The 19644-nt window shown below is 33.8% G+C and carries 24 protein-coding genes; 5 read left to right on the top strand and 19 right to left on the bottom strand.

Features of this window, described 5'->3' with window-relative positions; all coding sequences use genetic code 11:
• Window positions 1–297 precede the first annotated feature (297 nt).
• From Q1A01_RS09130 to Q1A01_RS09095, 8 genes are all read right to left on the bottom strand, one after another.
• Complete coding sequence (locus Q1A01_RS09130) at window positions 298–1062, bottom strand: class I SAM-dependent methyltransferase (protein WP_299679272.1); 765 nt, start codon at window positions 1060–1062, stop codon at window positions 298–300.
• Window positions 1063–1065: 3 nt separating this feature from the next.
• Complete coding sequence (map, locus tag Q1A01_RS09125) at window positions 1066–1884, bottom strand: type I methionyl aminopeptidase (RefSeq protein ID WP_299679269.1); 819 nt, start codon at window positions 1882–1884, stop codon at window positions 1066–1068.
• Window positions 1881–2330 carry a BT0820 family HAD-type phosphatase gene (locus tag Q1A01_RS09120; RefSeq protein ID WP_299679266.1) on the bottom strand — a complete coding sequence of 150 codons (450 nt, stop codon included), beginning with the start codon at window positions 2328–2330 and terminating at the stop codon, window positions 1881–1883. Before Q1A01_RS09120 ends, map begins: the two co-directional genes overlap by 4 nt.
• A gap of 117 nt (window positions 2331–2447) precedes the next feature.
• Window positions 2448–2834 carry a DUF805 domain-containing protein gene (locus Q1A01_RS09115; RefSeq protein WP_299679263.1) on the bottom strand — a complete coding sequence of 129 codons (387 nt, stop codon included), beginning with the start codon at window positions 2832–2834 and terminating at the stop codon, window positions 2448–2450.
• Between the two features lie 303 nt (window positions 2835–3137).
• On the bottom strand, window positions 3138–3731 hold the full coding sequence (locus Q1A01_RS09110; RefSeq protein WP_299679260.1) for a thioredoxin family protein: 594 nt from the start codon (window positions 3729–3731) through the stop codon (window positions 3138–3140).
• Window positions 3732–3752: 21 nt separating this feature from the next.
• Window positions 3753–5267, bottom strand: a complete 1515-nt coding sequence (gpmI, locus tag Q1A01_RS09105; protein WP_299679257.1) for a 2,3-bisphosphoglycerate-independent phosphoglycerate mutase — start codon at window positions 5265–5267, stop codon at window positions 3753–3755.
• Between the two features lie 80 nt (window positions 5268–5347).
• A complete protein-coding gene (locus Q1A01_RS09100; protein WP_299679254.1) occupies window positions 5348–6121 on the bottom strand; it encodes a M48 family metalloprotease in 774 nt (257 codons plus the stop codon).
• Window positions 6122–6494: 373 nt separating this feature from the next.
• Entirely contained in the window at window positions 6495–7559 is a 1065-nt protein-coding gene (locus Q1A01_RS09095; protein WP_299679251.1) for a branched-chain amino acid aminotransferase, read from the bottom strand.
• A gap of 94 nt (window positions 7560–7653) precedes the next feature.
• On the opposite strand from Q1A01_RS09095, the gene Q1A01_RS09090 reads away from it, so the two are divergent.
• The 4 genes from Q1A01_RS09090 to Q1A01_RS09075 all read left to right on the top strand — a co-directional run bounded on the left by Q1A01_RS09090 (window position 7654) and on the right by Q1A01_RS09075 (window position 10085).
• On the top strand, window positions 7654–8175 hold the full coding sequence (locus tag Q1A01_RS09090) for a DUF4920 domain-containing protein (protein ID WP_299679248.1): 522 nt from the start codon (window positions 7654–7656) through the stop codon (window positions 8173–8175).
• Window positions 8176–8718: a hypothetical protein gene (locus Q1A01_RS09085; protein WP_299679245.1), complete on the top strand. Its 543-nt coding sequence runs from the start codon at window positions 8176–8178 to the stop codon at window positions 8716–8718.
• 30 nt (window positions 8719–8748) lie between these two features.
• Entirely contained in the window at window positions 8749–9432 is a 684-nt protein-coding gene (mnmD, locus tag Q1A01_RS09080; RefSeq protein ID WP_299679242.1) for a tRNA (5-methylaminomethyl-2-thiouridine)(34)-methyltransferase MnmD, read from the top strand.
• 203 nt (window positions 9433–9635) lie between these two features.
• On the top strand, window positions 9636–10085 hold the full coding sequence (locus Q1A01_RS09075; RefSeq protein WP_299679239.1) for a hypothetical protein: 450 nt from the start codon (window positions 9636–9638) through the stop codon (window positions 10083–10085).
• A gap of 90 nt (window positions 10086–10175) precedes the next feature.
• On the opposite strand, the gene Q1A01_RS09070 is transcribed toward Q1A01_RS09075, so the two are convergent.
• Both Q1A01_RS09070 and Q1A01_RS23900 read right to left on the bottom strand, forming a co-directional pair.
• The gene (locus Q1A01_RS09070) at window positions 10176–11090 is read right to left on the bottom strand and encodes a glutaminase (RefSeq protein ID WP_299679236.1); all 915 of its coding nucleotides are present in this window, start codon (window positions 11088–11090) and stop codon (window positions 10176–10178) included.
• Window positions 11091–11093: 3 nt separating this feature from the next.
• Window positions 11094–11279: a DUF2809 domain-containing protein gene (locus Q1A01_RS23900; protein ID WP_366520092.1), complete on the bottom strand. Its 186-nt coding sequence runs from the start codon at window positions 11277–11279 to the stop codon at window positions 11094–11096.
• A 455-nt stretch (window positions 11280–11734) separates the two neighbouring features.
• Here Q1A01_RS23900 and Q1A01_RS09065 point away from each other — a divergent pair, with 455 nt between their 5' ends.
• The gene (locus tag Q1A01_RS09065; RefSeq protein ID WP_299679233.1) at window positions 11735–12001 is read left to right on the top strand and encodes a hypothetical protein; all 267 of its coding nucleotides are present in this window, start codon (window positions 11735–11737) and stop codon (window positions 11999–12001) included.
• A gap of 270 nt (window positions 12002–12271) precedes the next feature.
• Here Q1A01_RS09065 and Q1A01_RS09060 read toward each other — a convergent pair whose 3' ends face one another.
• From Q1A01_RS09060 to xrtK, 9 genes are read right to left on the bottom strand one after another with little or no spacing between them, the layout of a single operon-like run.
• A complete protein-coding gene (locus Q1A01_RS09060) occupies window positions 12272–12655 on the bottom strand; it encodes a DUF2809 domain-containing protein (RefSeq protein WP_299679230.1) in 384 nt (127 codons plus the stop codon).
• Window positions 12652–12957 (bottom strand): S1 RNA-binding domain-containing protein, encoded by a 306-nt coding sequence (locus tag Q1A01_RS09055; protein WP_299679227.1) that lies wholly within the window; start codon window positions 12955–12957, stop codon window positions 12652–12654. Before Q1A01_RS09055 ends, Q1A01_RS09060 begins: the two co-directional genes overlap by 4 nt.
• A 4-nt stretch (window positions 12958–12961) precedes the next feature.
• Window positions 12962–13618, bottom strand: a complete 657-nt coding sequence (locus Q1A01_RS09050; RefSeq protein WP_299679224.1) for a DUF1361 domain-containing protein — start codon at window positions 13616–13618, stop codon at window positions 12962–12964.
• Between the two features lie 11 nt (window positions 13619–13629).
• A complete protein-coding gene (locus Q1A01_RS09045; protein WP_299679221.1) occupies window positions 13630–13911 on the bottom strand; it encodes a hypothetical protein in 282 nt (93 codons plus the stop codon).
• 4 nt (window positions 13912–13915) lie between these two features.
• Window positions 13916–15328: a DUF4153 domain-containing protein gene (locus Q1A01_RS09040; protein ID WP_299679218.1), complete on the bottom strand. Its 1413-nt coding sequence runs from the start codon at window positions 15326–15328 to the stop codon at window positions 13916–13918.
• Window positions 15325–15795: a Coq4 family protein gene (locus Q1A01_RS09035; protein ID WP_299679215.1), complete on the bottom strand. Its 471-nt coding sequence runs from the start codon at window positions 15793–15795 to the stop codon at window positions 15325–15327. The genes Q1A01_RS09040 and Q1A01_RS09035 overlap by 4 nt, the downstream gene beginning before the upstream one ends.
• A gap of 51 nt (window positions 15796–15846) precedes the next feature.
• On the bottom strand, window positions 15847–16137 hold the full coding sequence (locus Q1A01_RS09030) for a transcriptional regulator (RefSeq protein WP_089371999.1): 291 nt from the start codon (window positions 16135–16137) through the stop codon (window positions 15847–15849).
• Window positions 16138–16161: 24 nt separating this feature from the next.
• Window positions 16162–18990 carry an MSEP-CTERM sorting domain-containing protein gene (locus Q1A01_RS09025; RefSeq protein WP_299679530.1) on the bottom strand — a complete coding sequence of 943 codons (2829 nt, stop codon included), beginning with the start codon at window positions 18988–18990 and terminating at the stop codon, window positions 16162–16164.
• Window positions 18974–19507 carry an exosortase K gene (xrtK, locus tag Q1A01_RS09020; RefSeq protein ID WP_299679207.1) on the bottom strand — a complete coding sequence of 178 codons (534 nt, stop codon included), beginning with the start codon at window positions 19505–19507 and terminating at the stop codon, window positions 18974–18976. Before xrtK ends, Q1A01_RS09025 begins: the two co-directional genes overlap by 17 nt.
• Window positions 19508–19644 lie beyond the last annotated feature (137 nt).

The raw sequence follows: 19644 nt of genomic DNA, 5'->3' as shown, positions 1-19644 counted from the left end.
ATAGACTTAAGTTTTAGAGGAATCAAGGTATTGAAAAAAAAGGAAAAGACCTTGATTGTCTATAAAGTAAGCTGTGTATTTAACATATTATTATATTCTTTTCTAATATGTGATTTGGGCGTGACCTTTATCCTGAATTAAGTTCAGGATAAAGGTCAGGCTTTCCGTTTCAATTCCGCTCACTTTTACAAAGTGATGCGGGATTTACACTACAATCCTTCACGCAAAAGAGAAGTTTTACAAAGCGTCTAATTGTAACAAATACATCATACTTGAGAATATGGTAACTTTTTGAAATTACTTCCTACACACAGGAAGTATTTCGCCTTGAGCGAGTCTGTATACATCTACTTCTTCTGGTGATAATATGGTTGTGTAATCTACTTCATCTACTTTAAAGCCTATGCTTCGTAGCTTGTCAAAATAATCCCTGCCGTAGACACGTACATGATCATATTGACCAAAAATTTTAGCACGTTCAATAGGGTCTGTAATTGTATTATCTTCAAAAGTAACGTCACGATCTAATTCCTGTGGTATTTGTAAAATAGCCAATCCTCCAGGTTTAAGTACGCGATACAGCTCTTGCATGGCTTTCGTATCGTCAGGGATATGCTCTAATACGTGATTACAGAAAATAATGTCGTATTGATTTTCGCCGAAAGGCAACTTACAAATATCGGCTTTTACATCGGCCAGAGGAGAGTTAAGATCTGTAGTCGTATACTCTAAGTGTTTTAGTTTTCTAAAACGTTTATAAAATGCTTGTTCTGGCGCAAAGTGAAGTACTTTTGAAGGTGTTGAGAAAAAATCGGTTTCACGTTGTAGCCAAAGCCATAATAATCGATGTCTTTCTAGTGATAGGGTAGAAGGAGATAAGATATTTTCACGTTGTGTAACGTATCCGTATGGAAGAAACTTTCGAAATCCTTTTCCATCGATAGGGTCTTTATAACGTGATCCTCTTAAAAATAGGGCAAAAATAGGCCGTATAACATAACTCAACCGAATGAGTAATGGTCTTGGAATTGCATTTAGAAAAAATTTAAAAAGCTTTTTCACCTGTTAGAGTACCAATGCTTGTTGACGAAAAGGAGTTTCCTCATCACTTTCAATACCCAATGCTTGATATATGTATGCAAAGGTAGATAGTAGTTCTGGTTTTCCATCTACAATAGCTACATCATGTTCAAAATGAGCACTCGGTTTATTATCACGTGTGGTAATGGTCCATCCATCACTATGTTGTTTGATGTTTTTTGTACCTAAATTAATCATAGGTTCTATAGCGACGACCATGCCTTCTACAAACTTTTTGCCACGCCCTCGTTTTCCATAGTTAGGCATTTCTGGTGCTTCATGCATGACTTTACCTAATCCATGACCTACGAGTTCACGTACCACACCATATCCATGGTCTTCTGTATATTTTTGGATAGCATAGCCTACATCACCTACTCGGTTTCCTACTTTAAGTTGCTCGATCCCTTTATAGAGTGATGCTTTTGTAACATCCAATAATTTTTTTACTTCAGGAGCTACTTCGCCTACTTCAAACGTATAGGCGTGATCTCCATAAAACCCATTTTTGATAGCACCACAATCTATAGATATAATGTCTCCTTCTACAAGAGGGGTATCATTAGGAATCCCATGAACTACTTGTTGATTTGGACTCATGCATAATGTATTGGGAAAATCATACAAACCTAAAAAACCAGGAATAGCATCCTGACTGCGTATGTATTCTTCGGCAAGTTTATCTAAGTGTAAGGTGGATACTCCAGGTTTTACTTCACTGGCAAGCATCCCCAACGTACGAGATACAACCAGTGCGCTTTCTCGCATTATTTCTATTTCTTCTCTAGTCTTTTGAATAATCATACGTCTGTATCGTTTTGATCTTTAAATAAGTCTTCCATACGAGATAGAAATCCTTTTTTAGGTCTTTTGGCTTTTAAATTAGGTTTTTTTGAGGTGTTAGTATCCTCTATAAGTAAATGATGAATTTCTCCCCATCCCATCATGCCTCCTATATTTCTATCATCTATAAACAAATCAGCATTTATTTTTCGACTTATGTTAGGACTCATTTCCTCTTCAGGATAGCTTTTATTGACAGTATAAAACGTAATGCCATTTTTTTTGCAAAAGGCAACAGCTTCTTCTAGTTTTTTTCCAGAACGATAGGTCCATAAAATAAGTAAATGTCCTTCGCTTTGAAGTTTTTTTAAGGTGTCAAAAGCAAATAATAAAGGTTTGCCTATATCTGGATACGCATTTGCAACAATGGTACCATCAAAATCTACTGCTATTGTCTTCTTATCCAATGAAAAAAATTTGGTACAAAGTTACAAAAATGAAAAGGTAGTGTGTCTAATGTAGTTTACAAATAAAAAAGCGTCTACTACAATTGTAATAGACGCTTTGATTATATAGTGTTATGTTTATGCTGTTTCTCCAGCTTTAGGATCTTCTCCATACTGATTAGGACCGTGCGTTCCTTCAGTAGCCATTAATATAAGCATCCAAATTCCTCCAATAAGAGGTATAAAAGCTATAAAATAATGCCAACCGCTTTTACCTTGGTCATGTAATCTTCGCACAACAACAGCTAACGAAGGAACAAATACAGCTAGGGCGTATATAACAACTAATCCAATGCCTATATACATAATTGTTGGGCTTTCCATAGCAGCACCTATAATTACAGGAATATAGAGTGCAAGTGTAATTAATAGATTAAATAAGACAAACATCCAATATTCTTGACGTCTAGCTCTACCGTCAAAATTTGCATAATTATCTCTTACAACTTTTAAATACCATTCCATAAAATTTAATGTGTTTTTTAAATAATGAAATCTGATGGTTAGATCATTTCATTATTTTTTGGTTAGTGATTGAATTCGATACCAATATATAGAAATAAATACAAATAACCCCAGTTGTGCATTTTGATTAGATTTCTTCATTTTTTCCCCTCCCTGAAGGGTGAATATCAGAAATCTTCATTCCATCCTTTAGGATTTGAGGAAAAGAATGGAGATTAGATGTCCAGATAACAGTCATTTTGACAAAATGCACAACGGGTACAAATAACAATTTTGTAATGGTATACTAATGAAGTACGCTGATTATTCAGCGTATGGATGCTTGTACTCTTCTCCATTCAGAATCTTGGCCATATCTTGTTCAATACTAAAGATAGAGTACTCTACAATACGTCCTAGTTCTTTCCCTTCTTTTTCGAAGATGATGGTAGGTACATATTCAACATCTCTACCTTCTAGAAATTCTTCGGGAGCTAATTTGTCTTCTGAAACTGTAATAAGATGTATGTTGGAAGTATCAATTCCTGCAAGATCAAGCGCTTTAAAAAAAGCAGGTACTTCTCGCTGACTATCTTCGCACCAAGTTCCCATAAATACTGTAATGTCTGTATCGGCTAAAGTTTCTTTGATAGAAGTCATTGTAACTGTGTCTAATGGATGCTCTTTATAACTTACATCAAACCACTTTTTGTAGGGTTCTTTTTCTAAAGTAGCACGTACTTGCTTTCCAATAATGATAGGATCTCCATTATCATCTATAAGGTCGTTTTCTGTGTCTTCTATCGTTTCAGATTCTGTATTTTGAGCAGGTGTTTCTGTGGTTTTTGTGTTTTCTTTACAAGCTGTAAATGCAAGACTAACAATAAGTAATGCTGTTAAAATTTTATTGAATTTCATCTGTTTTAAAATTTTCTTTTATTAAACAAGTGATGTGCGATCCATCACCTCAGGTTGTGTCACTCCAATTAATTTTAATACAGTAGGTGCCACATCTGCCAAAATACCATTTTTTATGGTTTTAATGTCTTTGTCAACAAGAATAACTGGAACTGGATTTGTAGTATGTGCTGTATTTGGAGTACCATCAGGATTAATCATCGTTTCTGCATTTCCATGATCGGCAATGATAATCACCGTGTAGTCTTTATCTTGTGCTTCAGTGACAATAGCTTTGGTGCAGCTATCTACAGTTTCGCAGGCTTTGATGGCTGCTTCCATAACTCCTGTATGTCCAACCATGTCTGGATTTGCAAAGTTTAAACATACAAAATCAACGTCACCTTTTTGAATTTCAGGAATGATTTTATCACGTATTTCAAAAGCACTCATTTCGGGTTGCAAGTCATAAGTTGCTACTTTTGGAGAAGGACATAATAACCGGGATTCTCCTTCAAAAGGTGTTTCTCTTCCTCCATTAAAGAAGAAGGTGACGTGAGGGTACTTTTCAGTTTCTGCAATACGGATTTGTTTTTTGCCTGCTTTTGCTAATGTTTCTCCTAAGGTATCTACAAGATTATCTTTATCATATATAACATTCATACCAGAAAAGGTATCGTCATAATTGGTCATTGTTACATAGTGAAGTTGTAGTTTCTGAGTGTGTTGCTCAGGAAAATCCTTTTGCGATAGCATCTCGGTAAGCTCACGACCACGATCTGTTCTAAAATTAAAAAAGATAATAACATCATCTTCTTGCACGGTAGCTATAGGTGCTCCATTTTGAGTACAGACTAAAGGCTTTAAGAATTCATCGGTAATAGCTGCATCATAACTTTTTTGTATGTCAGTTGCAGGATTTTCTGTGTGCGTTCCTTTACCATTTACAATGAGGTCATACGCCATTTGTACACGTTCCCAGCGCTTATCTCTGTCCATCGCATAATAACGTCCAATGACTGATGCGAGTTTGGTATTATACGCTTTCGCGAAAGCGGATATATCCTCCACAAATGCCTTCCCCGACTTTGGGTCTACATCACGACCGTCTGTGAATGCGTGAATGTATGATTGTGATACACCAGCAGTATTTGCAGCTTTAATCAATCCTTTCAAATGATTGATGTGAGAATGCACACCTCCATCTGAAAGCAATCCTAAGAAATGAATAGGCTTTTGATGTTTTTTTGCATAGTTAAAAGCATCTATAAGTGTTTGCTCGTCTTTAAGAGTATCGTTTTTTAACGCACGATTAATTTTTGCAAAATCCTGATAGATAATTCGGCCGGCACCTAGGTTCATATGTCCTACTTCGCTATTTCCCATTTGTCCTTCTGGAAGTCCTACATTCTCTCCGTGTGTGAGTAATTGTGCATGGGGATACTGCTTGTATAAGCTGTCAATAAATGGGGTTTGTGCTTGATCTACCGCCGATACTTTTTGGTCTGGAGCCATACCCCATCCGTCTAATATCATCAAGATTGTTTTCTTATTCATCTGTCTTGGTTTATTACTGTAAAGATAAAAAACAAAACCCCGCTACTGCGAGGTTTTGGAATGCTTTTAACGAAAACGTTTTAGCCTTGATATCCATATTTCTGGATAGACTCTTTAATTTTTTCAATACGATTATCAGGATCGGGATGTGTACTTGAAAATTCTGGCTGACGGTTTGGTCCTGCGGCAGCTTTTAATATTTGCATAACACCTATCATTTCTCTAGGATCATAACCAGATCGAATCATAAAACGTATCCCAAGGTCATCACTTTCTAGTTCATCTTCACGACCATTACCTAAAAGGATATTTTGTCCTATACCACTAGCTGCTTGTCCCATACCTCCACCAACTTCAGCTCCCATAGAAATGGTTTGCCACATTTCAGATTTTGCGACACGCTCAGCACTATGTTTTCCTAATACATGTCCAATTTCATGTCCTAATACTCCAGCGACTTGATCGTCATTTTGAAGTTGACTGTATAAGGCATATGTGATAAATATTTGTCCACCAGGGAGTGCAAAGGCATTTATAGTTTGGTCATCTCTAAGTAAATGAAATTCAAATTTATAAGGGGATTCTCTAGCGACCGTGTTTTGAACAAGATCGTTTCCTATTCTGTCAATATAAGCTTGTAATCGTTGATCTGGATATAATCCACCATGTTGTTGTGCCATTGCAGGTGCATGTTGAAGTCCAATAGCGATCTCTTGCTCGGGAGACATGTTTATGGATTGTACGGTTCCTGTATATGGGTTTTCTTCTTTGTTACTACAGTTTTTGATGAGTGCAAAAGCTACTACAGCGACCCCAATTAGGAGTCTTATTTTCATTCCGCCACCACGTCTCATGATATGTTAATTTTGGTTAGTGCACCTAAGGTACAAAAAAAGTCTGTAGCTGTTAATTATTAGTCGTTAGTCAAAAAAGATATAAATTACGGAGCATAAAATTTCCTTATTCAAGGAAATGAAATAAACGGTGTAAAGTAATGGAGTGATTTTCGCGAAAGCGAAAGCATATACAGGATGACCTCTTCCTTTTGTATGTATTTCGTCACCTCAATACATCCATCTTCCCTCGCTGAGGAAAGAGCTTTTTACTATAAAATATCCAGTATTAAAATAGAGTGCTATTCTAAGCGGCTGTATATGAATAATTTATGTGTAGTTTTATTGAAAGTATAGAATTGTGTTCTTAACTATAACAGTTAAACACTTAAATTCATTTCACTTCATATCTCCATCCATGAGGATCTGCACTACGATTGTATTGTATATCTTTTAATGCTTTCTTAAAACTAGTGGCATAACTGTTTGCTACAGTAGGTAAATCATAATCTTTTTCTTGATATCCAAAACTTTTAAAGGGAACTACTACGGCAGCCGTTCCTGCTCCGAAAATTTCTTTAAGTTCACCTGATGTTGCAGCAGCTACAATTTCTGATACAGAAATGCGTCGTACTTGTACATCAATACCTTTGTCTTTAGCAAGTTGAATGATGCTCTTACGTGTGATTCCGTCTAGAATACGATCATTATTTGGAGCGGTAAGTAGGGTGTCACCTATTCTAAAGAATACATTCATGGTACCTGCTTCTTCTAGATACTCGTGTGTACTAGCATCGGTCCAAACAATTTGTTGATATCCTTTTTCTTTGGCTAGATTGGTAGGATAAAATTGCGAAGCATAGTTTCCTGCTGCTTTTGCAAATCCAACACCACCATCGGCAGCACGACTGAACTTTTCTGCAAATAATACACTTACTTCGCCAGAATAATAGGCTTGTGCTGGTGCACAAATAATCATAAATCGGTAGCGATCCGACGGAGAAGCAGAAACGCCTGATTGTGTAGCAATTACAAAAGGTCGAATATATAATGCATTTCCATCTCCAGGTTGTATCCAGTCATTATCTAATTTAAGAAGGGTTTCTAGGCCTTCAAAAAAGAATTCTTTTGGAAATTCAGGCATGGCAAGTCTTGATGAAGACTTATTGATACGTTCCCAGTTTTCTTCGGGACGGAATAGCCATGTGTTATTTGCATCATCTTTAAAGGCTTTCATTCCTTCAAAAACAGCTTGTCCATAATGAAAAACTTTTGCACTAGGGTCTATAGTTATAGGTCCGTAAGGCGCTATTTGAGGCTGTTGCCACGCACCATCTACATAATCACAAAAAAACATATGATCTGTAAATACACTTCCAAAAATTAGATTATTAAAATCTACTTCATTTATTCTACTCTTCTCAGATTTTGTAATGTTCATTGCAACAGTTGTGTTCATGGTGCAAATTTAAGGATTTAACAGGCTAGAGATACTTATAAATTCATAATTTTGTCATATAATTAGCTAGTACCTATCAAAAGATTTTAAACAAATGAAAACAAAATTTATCATATTAGTAATTGCACTCATTTCATTGAGTTGCAAAGAGCAAGTTGAAGAGGTGAAAAATGAAGGAGAAGTTGCTGTAGTAGATATTAAACAACAAACGGATCAGACATCATACGCAACTTATGGTGAAAAAATAACAGCTCAAAATTTAATGGCTGTTTCCGCTGTAAAAGAGAACTATAAAAACTTAAAAGCGGGAGATACAACAACCGTTAAGTTTAAAGCACCAATTGATGCTGTATGTAAAAGTAAAGGATGCTGGATGCGCCTTGATTTGGGTGAAGAAGAAGTGTTTGTAAAATTTAAAGATTATGCCTTTTTTGTGCCAACAGATGCTACTGGAGAAGCTATTGTTGAAGGAAAAGCTTTTGTAGAAGAAACTTCAGTACAAGAGCAACAACATTTAGCATTAGACGCAGGAATGTCTGCCGATGATATTGCAGCTATAATAGCACCTAAACGTGAATTAAAACTTATGGCAACGGGTGTTTTGATGGAGAAGTAGATGAACTATCTGAAAGGAATATGTGTTCTCTTTTTACTTTCAGGATGCCAAGTATTTGTTAGTGAACACCCTGCTATTGGAACTTGGAATAGTTGCAATAACAATGGTGATTATTTAGAGTATAAAATAACAAACCGACACACTGTTAAATTGATTAAGGGTTCTGATAAGGTTTGGTTTTATAGAACTCAAATTGAGGATACAAATTTGGTAGTATCGAAATTTAAAAATGAGCTAGAATTGTTTGCCTCTAACGATACAATTGTTATCGTAGAACAATCGAAAGACAAAATGATTCTTGAAGATATCGATACTAGGGAAACTCTTGAATTAAGTAAGGCAGATTTTGATTTTGAACTAATTGACACGTTACATTTAGAAGCTTGGAAAAGTGAAGTTCTTGCCGATTTTAAAAAAAGAGCTGCGTTAATATATTGTGAAAAAAAACTCCCTATGTTAAAAACTGATGACAGTGAGGAAGAAATAGAAATTATAGAAATAGATAGTTTAGGAAATCAAAAACGTTTGTATTTAAATGATTGATTTGATAAACATGATTAATAATATATGTTTATGAAACGAGAAATTATCATTACTGGAGACGGCTCTAAAACCATTCATATTCCTGAATGGGATGAGCAATACCATAGTAAACACGGCGCGATCCAAGAAGCACAACATGTGTTTTTAAAAATGGGATTACATCATTATGTGTCTCAACCTTCTTATCAAAAGGAAACTCCTATTGCTATTCTAGAGATGGGTTTTGGAACAGGATTGAATGCTTTGCTTACTTTTTTTGAGGCCCAAAAGCTAGGAACTCCTGTTGATTATACAGGAATAGAAGCATACCCTATTACAACAGAAGAAGTCCATGCAATGGAGTATGTGTCACTTGTCAAAGAAAAGGAGGTACAGCAGGTATATGATACTCTTCATAGCACTGTTTGGGAATCTAAAGAAGTCATTAGTACTACATTTCAACTTACGAAAAGGCAACAACGCTTTGAAGCCATCGTAGATGAAAATATGTTTGACCTTGTGTATTTTGACGCATTTGGTGCGAGAGTACAACCTGAACTTTGGGGAGAAGTTATTTTTAAAAAAATGTATACCGCTTTACGCGAAAAAGGAGTCTTAGTCACTTACGCTGCCAAAGGAAGTGTGCGAAGAGCAATGCAAGCTGTAGGGTTTGATGTAGAACGCCTGCCTGGGCCTCCTGGTAAGCGAGAGATGTTGCGTGCTACAAAATTATAGGAAAAATAGTAAGTGCGAGTAGCATATTAAAGAGCATACACATCAGTTAGAAATATATAGCCTGTATATGGTTGACTATAATTCTAATTTTTTTATGAACTTCTACGATAAAAAGATACCAGGGAAGCGCTTTTGAGAGACTGTATTTTAAGTTAATCAACATGATGACTCAATAATAATTAAGATTGTATAAGATGAATACTATGGTACCAATATTTATGTTTTTTCTACTTTTTATAGCTGGCGTAATTGGGATAATTTATACGGTAAAAAACAATGGGAAACTTAGCGAAATAGTATCTAAAGAGAAATTAATTGCACATTATAGAAATCTAAAAATAGGAGATTCTGAGACTTTTAAAACAAATTCTTGGAAGGGACATATAAAAATTTATGAGAATATTTTGATTGTTGAAAACGATACATATTTTCATCACATTGTACTTAATACTAAAAAACTAAAAGTAAAAAAACAACCAATGACTATATATCTTGAGCAGATTACTATTAAAGATGACACATTGGTTTTACAAGGAATTAAGCATCGTGTTTTTGGAAACAGTCACATTACAATTAGAATCAAATCAAATACTAAAAATGAACTAATGGCTATTAATGAATCTATACATAGTTGCTTCGCTAAAAATGCATAGGAGAAATATATAGGGTGCAGTAAACCTACATAAAAGCTATAATGAGATCTTAGATAACGGATTAGTTTTATGTCTCATAACCATTACAAATCAAAAAATAGTCTCGTGTGTAGTATCTGTAAAGCGTTCTAAAAACTTCATGCCGCGATAGGAATTTCCTCTTTCATTGAGTTTAGGACTCCATACACTAATTGTATAGGAATTCGGAAGTACAGCAACAATACCGCCGCCAACACCACTTTTACCTGGTAGTCCTACTTTATAAGCAAATTCGCCAGCCTCATCATAAAAACCACAGGTTTGCATAATGGCATTGACGCGTTTGGATTGAGAGCGCGTTAAAATTTCTTTTTGAGTAGTTAATTGCTTTCCACCATTGGCAAGAAAACCAAACGTTCTTGAAAGTTGACAACAGGTCATTTCTATAGAAGAAAGATGGAAATACAGGTCTATGACTTGATCTACATCATTTTTAATGTTGCCAAAAGACTTCATAAAGTTGACTAAGGCAAAATTGCGATAGCCGTTTGACTTTTCAGACTGCGCAATGGTTCCTGAATATTGAATGTCTGGATTGTTTGCTACACTTCTGATGTAGGCAATCAGTTCTTCTTTAGGGTTTTTTAAATGACTACATAAAATGTCACAAACCACAATGGCACCTGCATTAATTAAAGGGTTACGTGGAATCCCATTTTCTGATTCTAATTGTACCAAAGAATTAAAGGCAGATCCAGAAGGCTCTACATCAATACGTTGCCAAATGGTCTTGTCTCCTAATGACAAGGCAAAACTAAGCGATAGTACTTTGGCAATACTTTGTATAGAAAATAAGGTGTTTGCATCCCCAGCAGTATATTGAGTACCATCATTGGTAGTTAAACATACTCCAAAATGAGCAGGATCTACTTTGCCTAGTTCAGGAATATAGGTAGCGACATTTCCTTTGTTTTCTATGCTTTTGATGTAGGCATACGTGTCTTCTATGATGTGTTGGCAGTTCATAAGCTATTCATGTCTTAAGTAGTACTTCTCAAATATAAGAATTAGAACCCCGCCTATTGTGTATGCAAAAATATCTTTCCTGTCAAACGTCGCCCCAAGTATGATTTTGGCAATTTTATTGTCAGAGAGCCCTATCCAATCTATAAAAGAAGTGGCTTGTATGACTTCTACTACATATACAAATAACAATACCCCCTATAATCACTTTAAGATATGAAAATGTTTTGAAATCATAAATGGATTATAAGTATTTTAAAAACAAGTAGGTAGGATGTGAAAAGTGAATTATAGAAGTAAAACCAAGTCCAATGTAATGATATAGGCACAGGTTACGATATAGAAAAATATTAATCCCTTGAAAGTAAATGAAATGAAAAATTAATGGTAGTATTTGGAATGGTTTTATGCTGTAATAGATTTTCTAATGCATAATAAATACGTAATACTTGAATAATGTAAGTGTCTTTATAATTAAAAATTATTTTTTAAAATTTTAGGGTAAGAATACTTGCTATTCAGAACATATAAATGTTTTACAAGACGATAATAGTGATCACAAAATTTTGTAAACATTTTTATAAGAGAAGACATAAACTGTGAGTGTCTTAAAATGTTCACATTAATATTTATTTAAAAATTATTATATGAAAAAATTAAAAAAATTAGGTAGGACTTTAACAAGTTATGAAAAAAAAGAAATCAATGGAGGCCTGCTTGATAGTATTGGAGGAGGATTATTTTGCAATCCCCAAGATATCTTAGGTCAAAATTGTTCGACTGGAACCTCTTCTCAGCCTCCTGGTTCAAACGGTTTTCCATTTCCTGAATCACCAGGTAATATTCCTACTGCATTAAATTGTATAGTTCCTAATAATGTAGTTTGTGTAAATGGCATTTTTACTTTAGGATAATTATCTTAGTAAAAGAGACTGTCTAAAAAAGTAAAGATAGCATCTTTTTTATTTGGATAGATATTTGAGATAATTGAAAAAGGGGAAATCAAAGCGGTGATAATTTGTTTTGATTTTCCCTACCTATCTTAGAAAACTTTGAAATTTGAATAGTTTTTATATTATAATTTGATCAACTTTATATTTAGCCATCAAACCTTCATTTAATTTTACAACCTTCTATAATATTATTAGACATTGAAAAATGTATTATTGTGTACTTTTTTAATATTAAAGTGGTCTCTTTATTTTTTTAATGTAATGATTCTCAAATATAAGAATTACACCACCACCTAAGGTATACGCCAGTATATCTTTCCAGTCAAACGTTGTTCCAAGTATGATTTTAGCAATTTTATTATTAGAGAGCCCTATCCAATCTATAAAAGAAGTGGCTTGTATGGCTTCCACTACATATGCAAAAAGGAGTACACCTATAATTGCTTTTAGATATGTAGTTTTTATAAATGTTCGTACAAAACAATAGATCAATATCACAACAAGTAGGTCTCCGATAAAGGGACGGATAATCGTATCATGTATATACAAAGCGATGCCTACTTCTATGATAAGAAGTAGACAGAAAGTTAAGAAATACGTATAGTTGAATGTCATTCGCTTTTAAGTAAATATTTTTTTATGCTTAAAGAAACATAATTCCATTCTAGGCTCTCTTCTTTTGTATGCTCAGAAAAACCTAAAATAACACTGGTAATTGTATCGCCTATTTTCGGAAACTCTTCAAGAGTAATCCTATTGTTTAAAGAAATTTGAGGAGTTAAAACGATTCCATAAAATGCTTCACCAATATCTACATATACACCATAAGCCTCCTGTTGAAATACAACACCTGTAATTTCCTGTCCTATTTGTAATCGTTCAGTCAGCTCTTTCCAAGTGAATTCGTTTTTATTCATAGTTTTATTTTTTTACCAAGTTAGAAAAACTAATAGCATGATAAAACAACCCTGTAATTCCTGCATATCCAAAAGTGACAATCCATGTTTGTGCATACGTAAATGGATGTCGTATACGCATGATAATATCTTCTAGAAGCGCCATAGGATTTTGTAAAATATCCCAACTATTCCATCGTAAAAATCGACCTAAGTAAATACCAAAACCACACCCTATGAAAATACTTATCAATAGAAAAGGAAACCATTTTGAAGCTATTTTTTTAGAAAGAACCTTCTGCATATCTTGTATGGTAAGTGTCATTATAAATAGACCATAAGCGGCAAATGAAAATAATAATAACGTGTCATACCATACCATTTCTTGAGAAGCATATTTTAAATGTTGCAAGTCAGTAATGAGATACGGTGTATTTGGTAAGAATAGTAACCATATGCCTATACTAGGAATGAGTATCCACGTGTTATTTCCACTTTTTTGACTTCTGAGTAGATATGTGATTCCATAAGGAATAAAAGCGAGAAAAAGATTCCATACTAAAAAAAGATAATGAAAGCTACCCGTGACTTTAATGCGCATCATGAGCAATAGGGCACAAAATAGGAAACCTATAAATAAGGTCCTTAGTTCGTTTATTTTTGAGATGATAAGATGTTTCATGTATTTGAAGTTTATTTATTTTTAATACTGATTAGTATTACTTGAATAATTCCGAGTATCCAATAGGTCGGAAATCTTAAAAAAGTATATAAGGCTTCAAAATCATCTTGTATTCCAATTGTCATTTCTACATATTTTATTTCGATGATTTGTGAAATCATTGGGAGTATACATCCAAAAAGAAGGCTCCCTAAAATACAGCCTGTTTTTCCTTCTAACTTTTCATTCCAGAATGTATAATTCAAGAATATTAAAATCGCAATTACTAAGTAATCAAAATATCCGAGTAGCACGCGTCTAATTTTTAGATGACTTTTTTTCGTATTTCATTCCTTGTAATGTTTTAGACTGCCAGGTTTGGTTTTGCAGTTTTTTTATGTAGTTGTTATAATTATAAATGATTGCTTCCATTCTAGTTGGAGGGAATTTTTCTGGGTGCGCTTTCGCGAAAGCGTATAAAAGATCCATATGATTACTTCTCATAGACTCTAAATACATAAGATCAGGACGTTTTACATGTGATAAATTATAACGTGCGATCTCTCGATTCCAGCTGAAACTACTCATCATGACAATGACTATAAATACAATTCTCGCATTTAAACGAACCAAATACAGAACGTTTTTACGATACGCCACTTTGAGATAGGTGGTCACTAAACCAGCAATACATAATGATAAGTAAATACCTACGCCAATACGCTTATAGGTAAGGCCAAAATCTGTGATATAGATATAGTTTTTATAAGCTGTAATGATGACGAGTACGCAATTCAAAATAATCCATACATACGTAAGTATTCGCAGACGACGACTTTTTTTATAGAAGTTCAAGTTTCCTCTAAAAAAGATAAGAATGAGTGTAATCGCAATCATGATAGAAGCGATCAAAGCATTTACGCCTTCGTGTACTGTTTTAGATAATTCGGAAGCATGTTGAAAAGAATTATTGGTCACATACCAGATATCTACGATAAGGAAAAAGATAATGAGTGTATTGAGAACGCCAATCACTAGTGAGCCTAATAATTGCTCTTTATGTAAGAGCGGTTCTTGTGTTTCAGAAATAGGTGTTGAGATCAGGTTTTGAGGCGCATTTTTATCTGCATCGATCAAAAGATCTAAAGAAGCAGGTGATGTGATATTGTTAAGTAACAGATATCCCATGACCGTTATAATTACCCAAGAAAGGTTAATAAACGAAAGATCTATGGCGGCAATCCATTTTTCAAATATAGGATTGATATTACTATACAATGTAGCAAATATGATAGGTAAGCCTACTACTAATACTACAGTCAGCATAATAAAACCATAGTCTCGTTTTTTCTTTGGAGTGATTTCTTTTCGTTCTTTTTTAGGGGTCATATGGTAATGCAATGCTCCTACGACAGATTGGTAGATCCCATTAATGCCTTGTACATAAATGGCATTTTTAGACCCAGATATTGTGCCTGCAAATACAATATACGTGATGAAAGACATAAAAACAGCTAAAGCGCTATGATTGGTAAATACAAATAGTGAGGTGAGAAGATATATAAAAGTAGCAATGCACATATCTTTTCGTTTAAACACTTCTGTACGCATAATTGCTACCACTACAACAGCAATGATTGCAAAAATGAATAGATTAATGCCTAAATCTTGTTCATAGAATAAAGTACTAAATCCTAAAGCACTTATCCATAAGGTGAGTTGACGTTTCATAGTGTTGTGATTTTAAAAGTGTATTGTAATTTGGTGAGTGGCTGTTGTAATAGTTTTAAAAAATTGAGATGATAAAAAGCATGTGCTTTTCTACCTTTTTTATACGCATTCCAGAACTGTTTGATATGATCAGGAAATAAGAATGTGCCTAGTGTAAGGACCATAAAGAGGTACATAGATCGTTTCCCATTACCAAAGAGATAGAATTGCATAGCAATCTCGTCAGGTACAGTGATACCGCTTCCTGTAAGCACATGATAGATGTCGTGATCTTCTAGTTGAGGTTCTGGTGTAAAATGATGTTGTAATAAAAAACAACCTAGATGATATCCTAAACTTTCTAAAGGGTATTTTAATAAATCTTTTACAGAAATATCCCATGGAGCCTCTTTTTTAAATAAGAATCTGTAGGGTATTTTGCTCCATTCGTAGAGGCGTTCTAAAAGTATGTATCGTAGTGTGTTCATAATTAAAAAGTACTTTGTATTTCAAAGTGAAATAATAAAAAAATATAGTTATTATTTTCCGATCAATTTTTCTAGGGCTTCAATATGTTTTTTAAATGCTGCTTTTCCTTTTCTAGTAGCGCGATAGCTTGTATTCGGTTTTCTACCTATAAATGTTTTGTTTACAGAGATGTATTCTTCTTTTTCTAACGCTTTTGTATGACTCGCCAAATTACCATCGGTGGCGCCAAGGAGTTCTTTGAGTTCTTTAAAGTCGGCACTTTCATTTACCATCAACACGCTCATGATCCCAAGACGTATCCTGTGATCAAATGCTTTGTTTATGTTGTTTATTATTGACATTTTGATAAGTATGCTTTCGCGAAATTACAATTCCTTCTTTTTATATGTTGCTAATTTATGTTTCCTTTTTTTTCTATACCATAAAATACTTCCTAGAAGTATGGCTACAATATATATGCTTGGTTCGCTCATACGTTGTGTATCTTCTCCTAGGTCTAATGACTTTTTGCCTGATAAGACTTGTTGTTGTTTCTTTTTTAAAATGGCTTTTTGAGCTTCATTTTCAACCACAAGGTATGAGGTGACTGGGGTCATGATTTTAGAAACAAAACTAGATTTGACTAATGATAGCCATTCTTTATCTGCTATTTCTGGATGTAATATTTGTGATTTCCAAGAGGCTTGTAGCGTTAGTGCAGACGCCCAGTTTTTTTCTTTAATAGTTGCTACAGGAATCGTAAACAAGTGCTCTTTTAATACAATTGATGGTAGGCTGTCATTTCTGAGATAATGTATACCATTATTGGCGTCTTGATATACTATTGTTTTGTGATTAAAAGTAATAGGCAGGCTATCTTGTATTGCTATAGCTGGATTTGAGGTTAATGAATGATGTTGTAGCTTATTATCTTTTCCTAGGGTGTAGAAGAAGTCACTTTCTGGAAATGTAAATTTCCAATCTGAAAAATTGGTGTCAAAAATGGCATTTTGTATACTATCTGTAATGACTACTATAATAGGATAGGAGTCTTCTTTTGCAACATATGCATCATATAATGCAGTTTTGATAGCTCTATCTGCATAAAACCCTCCTTCAAATGATTGTGTTGCTAAACGTTGCTTCCAGTCTTCTCGTAATACTTCTGTATGTACATAGCTATTTACATAACTTATTTTAGCATTTTTAGCTACAGACGGATACTTATGAATAAGATGGTTTATTTGTGCTATAGCATTAGCGTTATCTTTTTTATTAGATACATCCGTAATAAAATGCAAGTAAGGGGTACGTTCTGTTACTTTTAAGTGCTGTTTTTCTTTGGGAGAAATATAAACAGCATGATCATTTTCAAAAGTGGTATTTCCTTCTTGTTGTTTTTCTCCAAGATGTACTTGGTGGTCATCAATTGTTAATTGTATAGGGTCTTTATGTAATATCTCTATTCCTGTTTTTCTAACTTCTTTTTCTCCGAAAGGAAATACTTTAAAAGCTACCTTATTGCCATTGAGATAATACAATATACCTGGATCTCTATTTTCATTTCTAATATTAGAGTACACCCACATTGCCGCTTTTTTCTCCGCTAGAATTCCCATTTCTTTTGTGTCGTCTATATATAAATAGTAATCACTTATCCAAGCACCTTCAGGTAATGCGATAGTTGTTGCATATTCACGGAATTGTAGATTACGTGTATTTGTAATCTCTAGATCAATCCAACTTTTCCATACATTTTGAGAACTGTCAAAAGTACTACTGCTTGTAATGTCTGTAATTGTAACTTCTTTATTTCTACTATTTCTAGACCAAAAATCTTCTTTGTTTTCATTGAAAAAGATACGTTCAATTGTATTTATTTTAGCATTTGAAAGCGTCAGATTATCCAATACAAGCCAATTATAATAGCTAGATAAATAGGGTTGTTGACCGTTAAGAATAAAATCTCGATTTCCTTCTTTATGTCCTTTTACAATTCCTAATGTTTTTTTTAATGATGTTTGATCAATGTCATAAGTTTTTGAATAGTTAGGACTGTATACATAATCAAGCGTCTTGTGTAATGTATTTCTATCTTGTATATAGGTAGTTGTAATACTCATAGGGAGTATTAAAAAACTTACAATAGCTAGCGTCCAAATTACTTTCTTTGAAAAATACTCTTTTAAGAATGCGAAGTCCTTTGCTAATACATTGATATGAATCATGAATACAGCTAATGGTGCGAGCAATAAAAAACCTGTGCCAACAGCTATTATAGCAATGACAGATATCGGTAAGAAAGGTAGAAAAACAATAAAGAAGTAAAATGAAAATGCGAAGGAGAAACCTCTTCCTATCATAAGAAACAGTCGATACTTCTTTTTTTCAAGGTTAGGTAAACAAATAAGAATACCATTTAAAATTGCAAGAATGTAAAACCAAGGGTGATTGAAATTACCAAAGAAACCACTAGCATTGTTGCTGCCAAATGTATGAAATAGGTAACCGTTATTTACAAGTAAACCTATTAAGGGTAATATAATTAAAATCGGAATTTTCCAGACGTATTGATACTTTTTTAGAACACTGCTTTTTTTTGTAGAAATAATATAAATTCCACGAATTAAGAAAAACAAGAAAACAAGCGTACATACAATAATGATGATAAGCATTACATGCATTTCATACGCTCCATTTACACTTTGCCATAAGGGTGCAATTACTTGTAAGAATACATATAATAGGATAGGAATTGCAATGGCGATAAGGAAGTTCTGCCAAGCTTTATGCTTTTTGTCATTTGAAGTAAGCGCAGTGACTAGTACAAATAATGCATATGCTAGTGTAGGCATTAGGAATGTCCCAACATACATTATTAAATCACCCGATAACATCCATCTAGGAATTGAAAAAGGAATAATGTCATCAGAATGATACCCAAATAAATAAATAAACGGAATGTAGCTTAGTAAGGCTAGTATACTATAATAAATGGATACTTGTTTTTTCTTTAAAATCAGATATAATGCATAGATGAAATTAAGGGAAGAAAGTACGACTAGTACCCAAACAAAAGATTTCCATAATGCGATATTCTCTTCTTTGAGAAGACTTTCAATAATTGAAAATTCTCCAAAGAAAATAAAAAGTAATACCATTACTGGAAGGGTGTTTACTACTAAGATCCATATGGGATTACGTAAGTTTTGCATCACTTTTTTTATGGGTTAATACACGTTCTATAAGCAAATATGTCAAGACTAAAAAGGTTAAATTGGTAGAAATACCTATTGCTTGGTGTGTAATGCTTGGGTCTATTTGTAAAATGGAAATATCTTGACGTTGTATGCTAATGGAAGTAAAGATGCGAGCACTATTCACACCTATGGTTAATAGGTAAGCACCGATGATTGAAATCCACAATACATTTATTTTTTGGAAATTTGTTGTTGTGTGTTTTAGGAGTAAGAAAATAAACATTAAAAAAGATAACAACCAGAAATTATAACCAGCACAAGATTTGTCAATCACAATATTGAGCTGCTCATAATAATACCCACTGTCATGTGCGTAGGTGGATTGTAATCCTGTTACTAACGAAATGATCTTATGAGTTGGGTTTAATAAAAAATCTAAATCTTCAACAGTCGCATACCTGTATCCTACTTTTAATACTATAAAAAGTATAAAGGCGATTATATAATAAGGTATGTTTTTATTGGAAATCATTCGTGATTTTAATTACGTGTTATCTTTTTTAGTTGAAAAATTACTCCTTTCACATATCATATTTCATGTGCATCATACTACCGTAAATAATATGTAAGACCCCATCTAGTTTCTGTTACGGAAAGTTTTACAGAAAA

Source organism: uncultured Dokdonia sp. (assembly GCF_947492815.1).
Classification (GTDB): Bacteria; Bacteroidota; Bacteroidia; order Flavobacteriales; family Flavobacteriaceae; genus Dokdonia.
Note: the sequence above shows the minus strand (reverse complement) of the source record. Positions and strands in the feature narration are given on the sequence as shown.

Excerpts from the sequence above, each read along its gene's own strand:
- Q1A01_RS09050 (WP_299679224.1), bottom strand. The coding sequence starts at position 13,618 with ATGAAACATCTTATCATCTCAAAAATAAACGAACTAAGGACCTTATTT.
- Q1A01_RS09110 (WP_299679260.1), bottom strand. The coding sequence starts at position 3,731 with ATGAAATTCAATAAAATTTTAACAGCATTACTTATTGTTAGTCTTGCA.
- Q1A01_RS09070 (WP_299679236.1), bottom strand. The coding sequence starts at position 11,090 with ATGAACTGCCAACACATCATAGAAGACACGTATGCCTACATCAAAAGC.
- Q1A01_RS09075 (WP_299679239.1), top strand. The coding sequence starts at position 9,636 with ATGGTACCAATATTTATGTTTTTTCTACTTTTTATAGCTGGCGTAATT.
- xrtK (WP_299679207.1), bottom strand. The coding sequence starts at position 19,507 with ATGATTTCCAATAAAAACATACCTTATTATATAATCGCCTTTATACTT.
- Q1A01_RS09030 (WP_089371999.1), bottom strand. The coding sequence starts at position 16,137 with ATGTCAATAATAAACAACATAAACAAAGCATTTGATCACAGGATACGT.
- Q1A01_RS09100 (WP_299679254.1), bottom strand. The coding sequence starts at position 6,121 with ATGAGACGTGGTGGCGGAATGAAAATAAGACTCCTAATTGGGGTCGCT.
- Q1A01_RS09115 (WP_299679263.1), bottom strand. The coding sequence starts at position 2,834 with ATGGAATGGTATTTAAAAGTTGTAAGAGATAATTATGCAAATTTTGAC.
- Q1A01_RS09025 (WP_299679530.1), bottom strand. The coding sequence starts at position 18,990 with ATGCAAAACTTACGTAATCCCATATGGATCTTAGTAGTAAACACCCTT.
- Q1A01_RS09090 (WP_299679248.1), top strand. The coding sequence starts at position 7,654 with ATGAAAACAAAATTTATCATATTAGTAATTGCACTCATTTCATTGAGT.
- mnmD (WP_299679242.1), top strand. The coding sequence starts at position 8,749 with ATGAAACGAGAAATTATCATTACTGGAGACGGCTCTAAAACCATTCAT.
- Q1A01_RS09035 (WP_299679215.1), bottom strand. The coding sequence starts at position 15,795 with ATGAACACACTACGATACATACTTTTAGAACGCCTCTACGAATGGAGC.
- Q1A01_RS09065 (WP_299679233.1), top strand. The coding sequence starts at position 11,735 with ATGAAAAAATTAAAAAAATTAGGTAGGACTTTAACAAGTTATGAAAAA.
- Q1A01_RS09055 (WP_299679227.1), bottom strand. The coding sequence starts at position 12,957 with ATGAATAAAAACGAATTCACTTGGAAAGAGCTGACTGAACGATTACAA.
- Q1A01_RS09085 (WP_299679245.1), top strand. The coding sequence starts at position 8,176 with ATGAACTATCTGAAAGGAATATGTGTTCTCTTTTTACTTTCAGGATGC.
- Q1A01_RS09095 (WP_299679251.1), bottom strand. The coding sequence starts at position 7,559 with ATGAACACAACTGTTGCAATGAACATTACAAAATCTGAGAAGAGTAGA.
- map (WP_299679269.1), bottom strand. The coding sequence starts at position 1,884 with ATGATTATTCAAAAGACTAGAGAAGAAATAGAAATAATGCGAGAAAGC.
- Q1A01_RS09040 (WP_299679218.1), bottom strand. The coding sequence starts at position 15,328 with ATGAAACGTCAACTCACCTTATGGATAAGTGCTTTAGGATTTAGTACT.
- Q1A01_RS09060 (WP_299679230.1), bottom strand. The coding sequence starts at position 12,655 with ATGACATTCAACTATACGTATTTCTTAACTTTCTGTCTACTTCTTATC.
- gpmI (WP_299679257.1), bottom strand. The coding sequence starts at position 5,267 with ATGAATAAGAAAACAATCTTGATGATATTAGACGGATGGGGTATGGCT.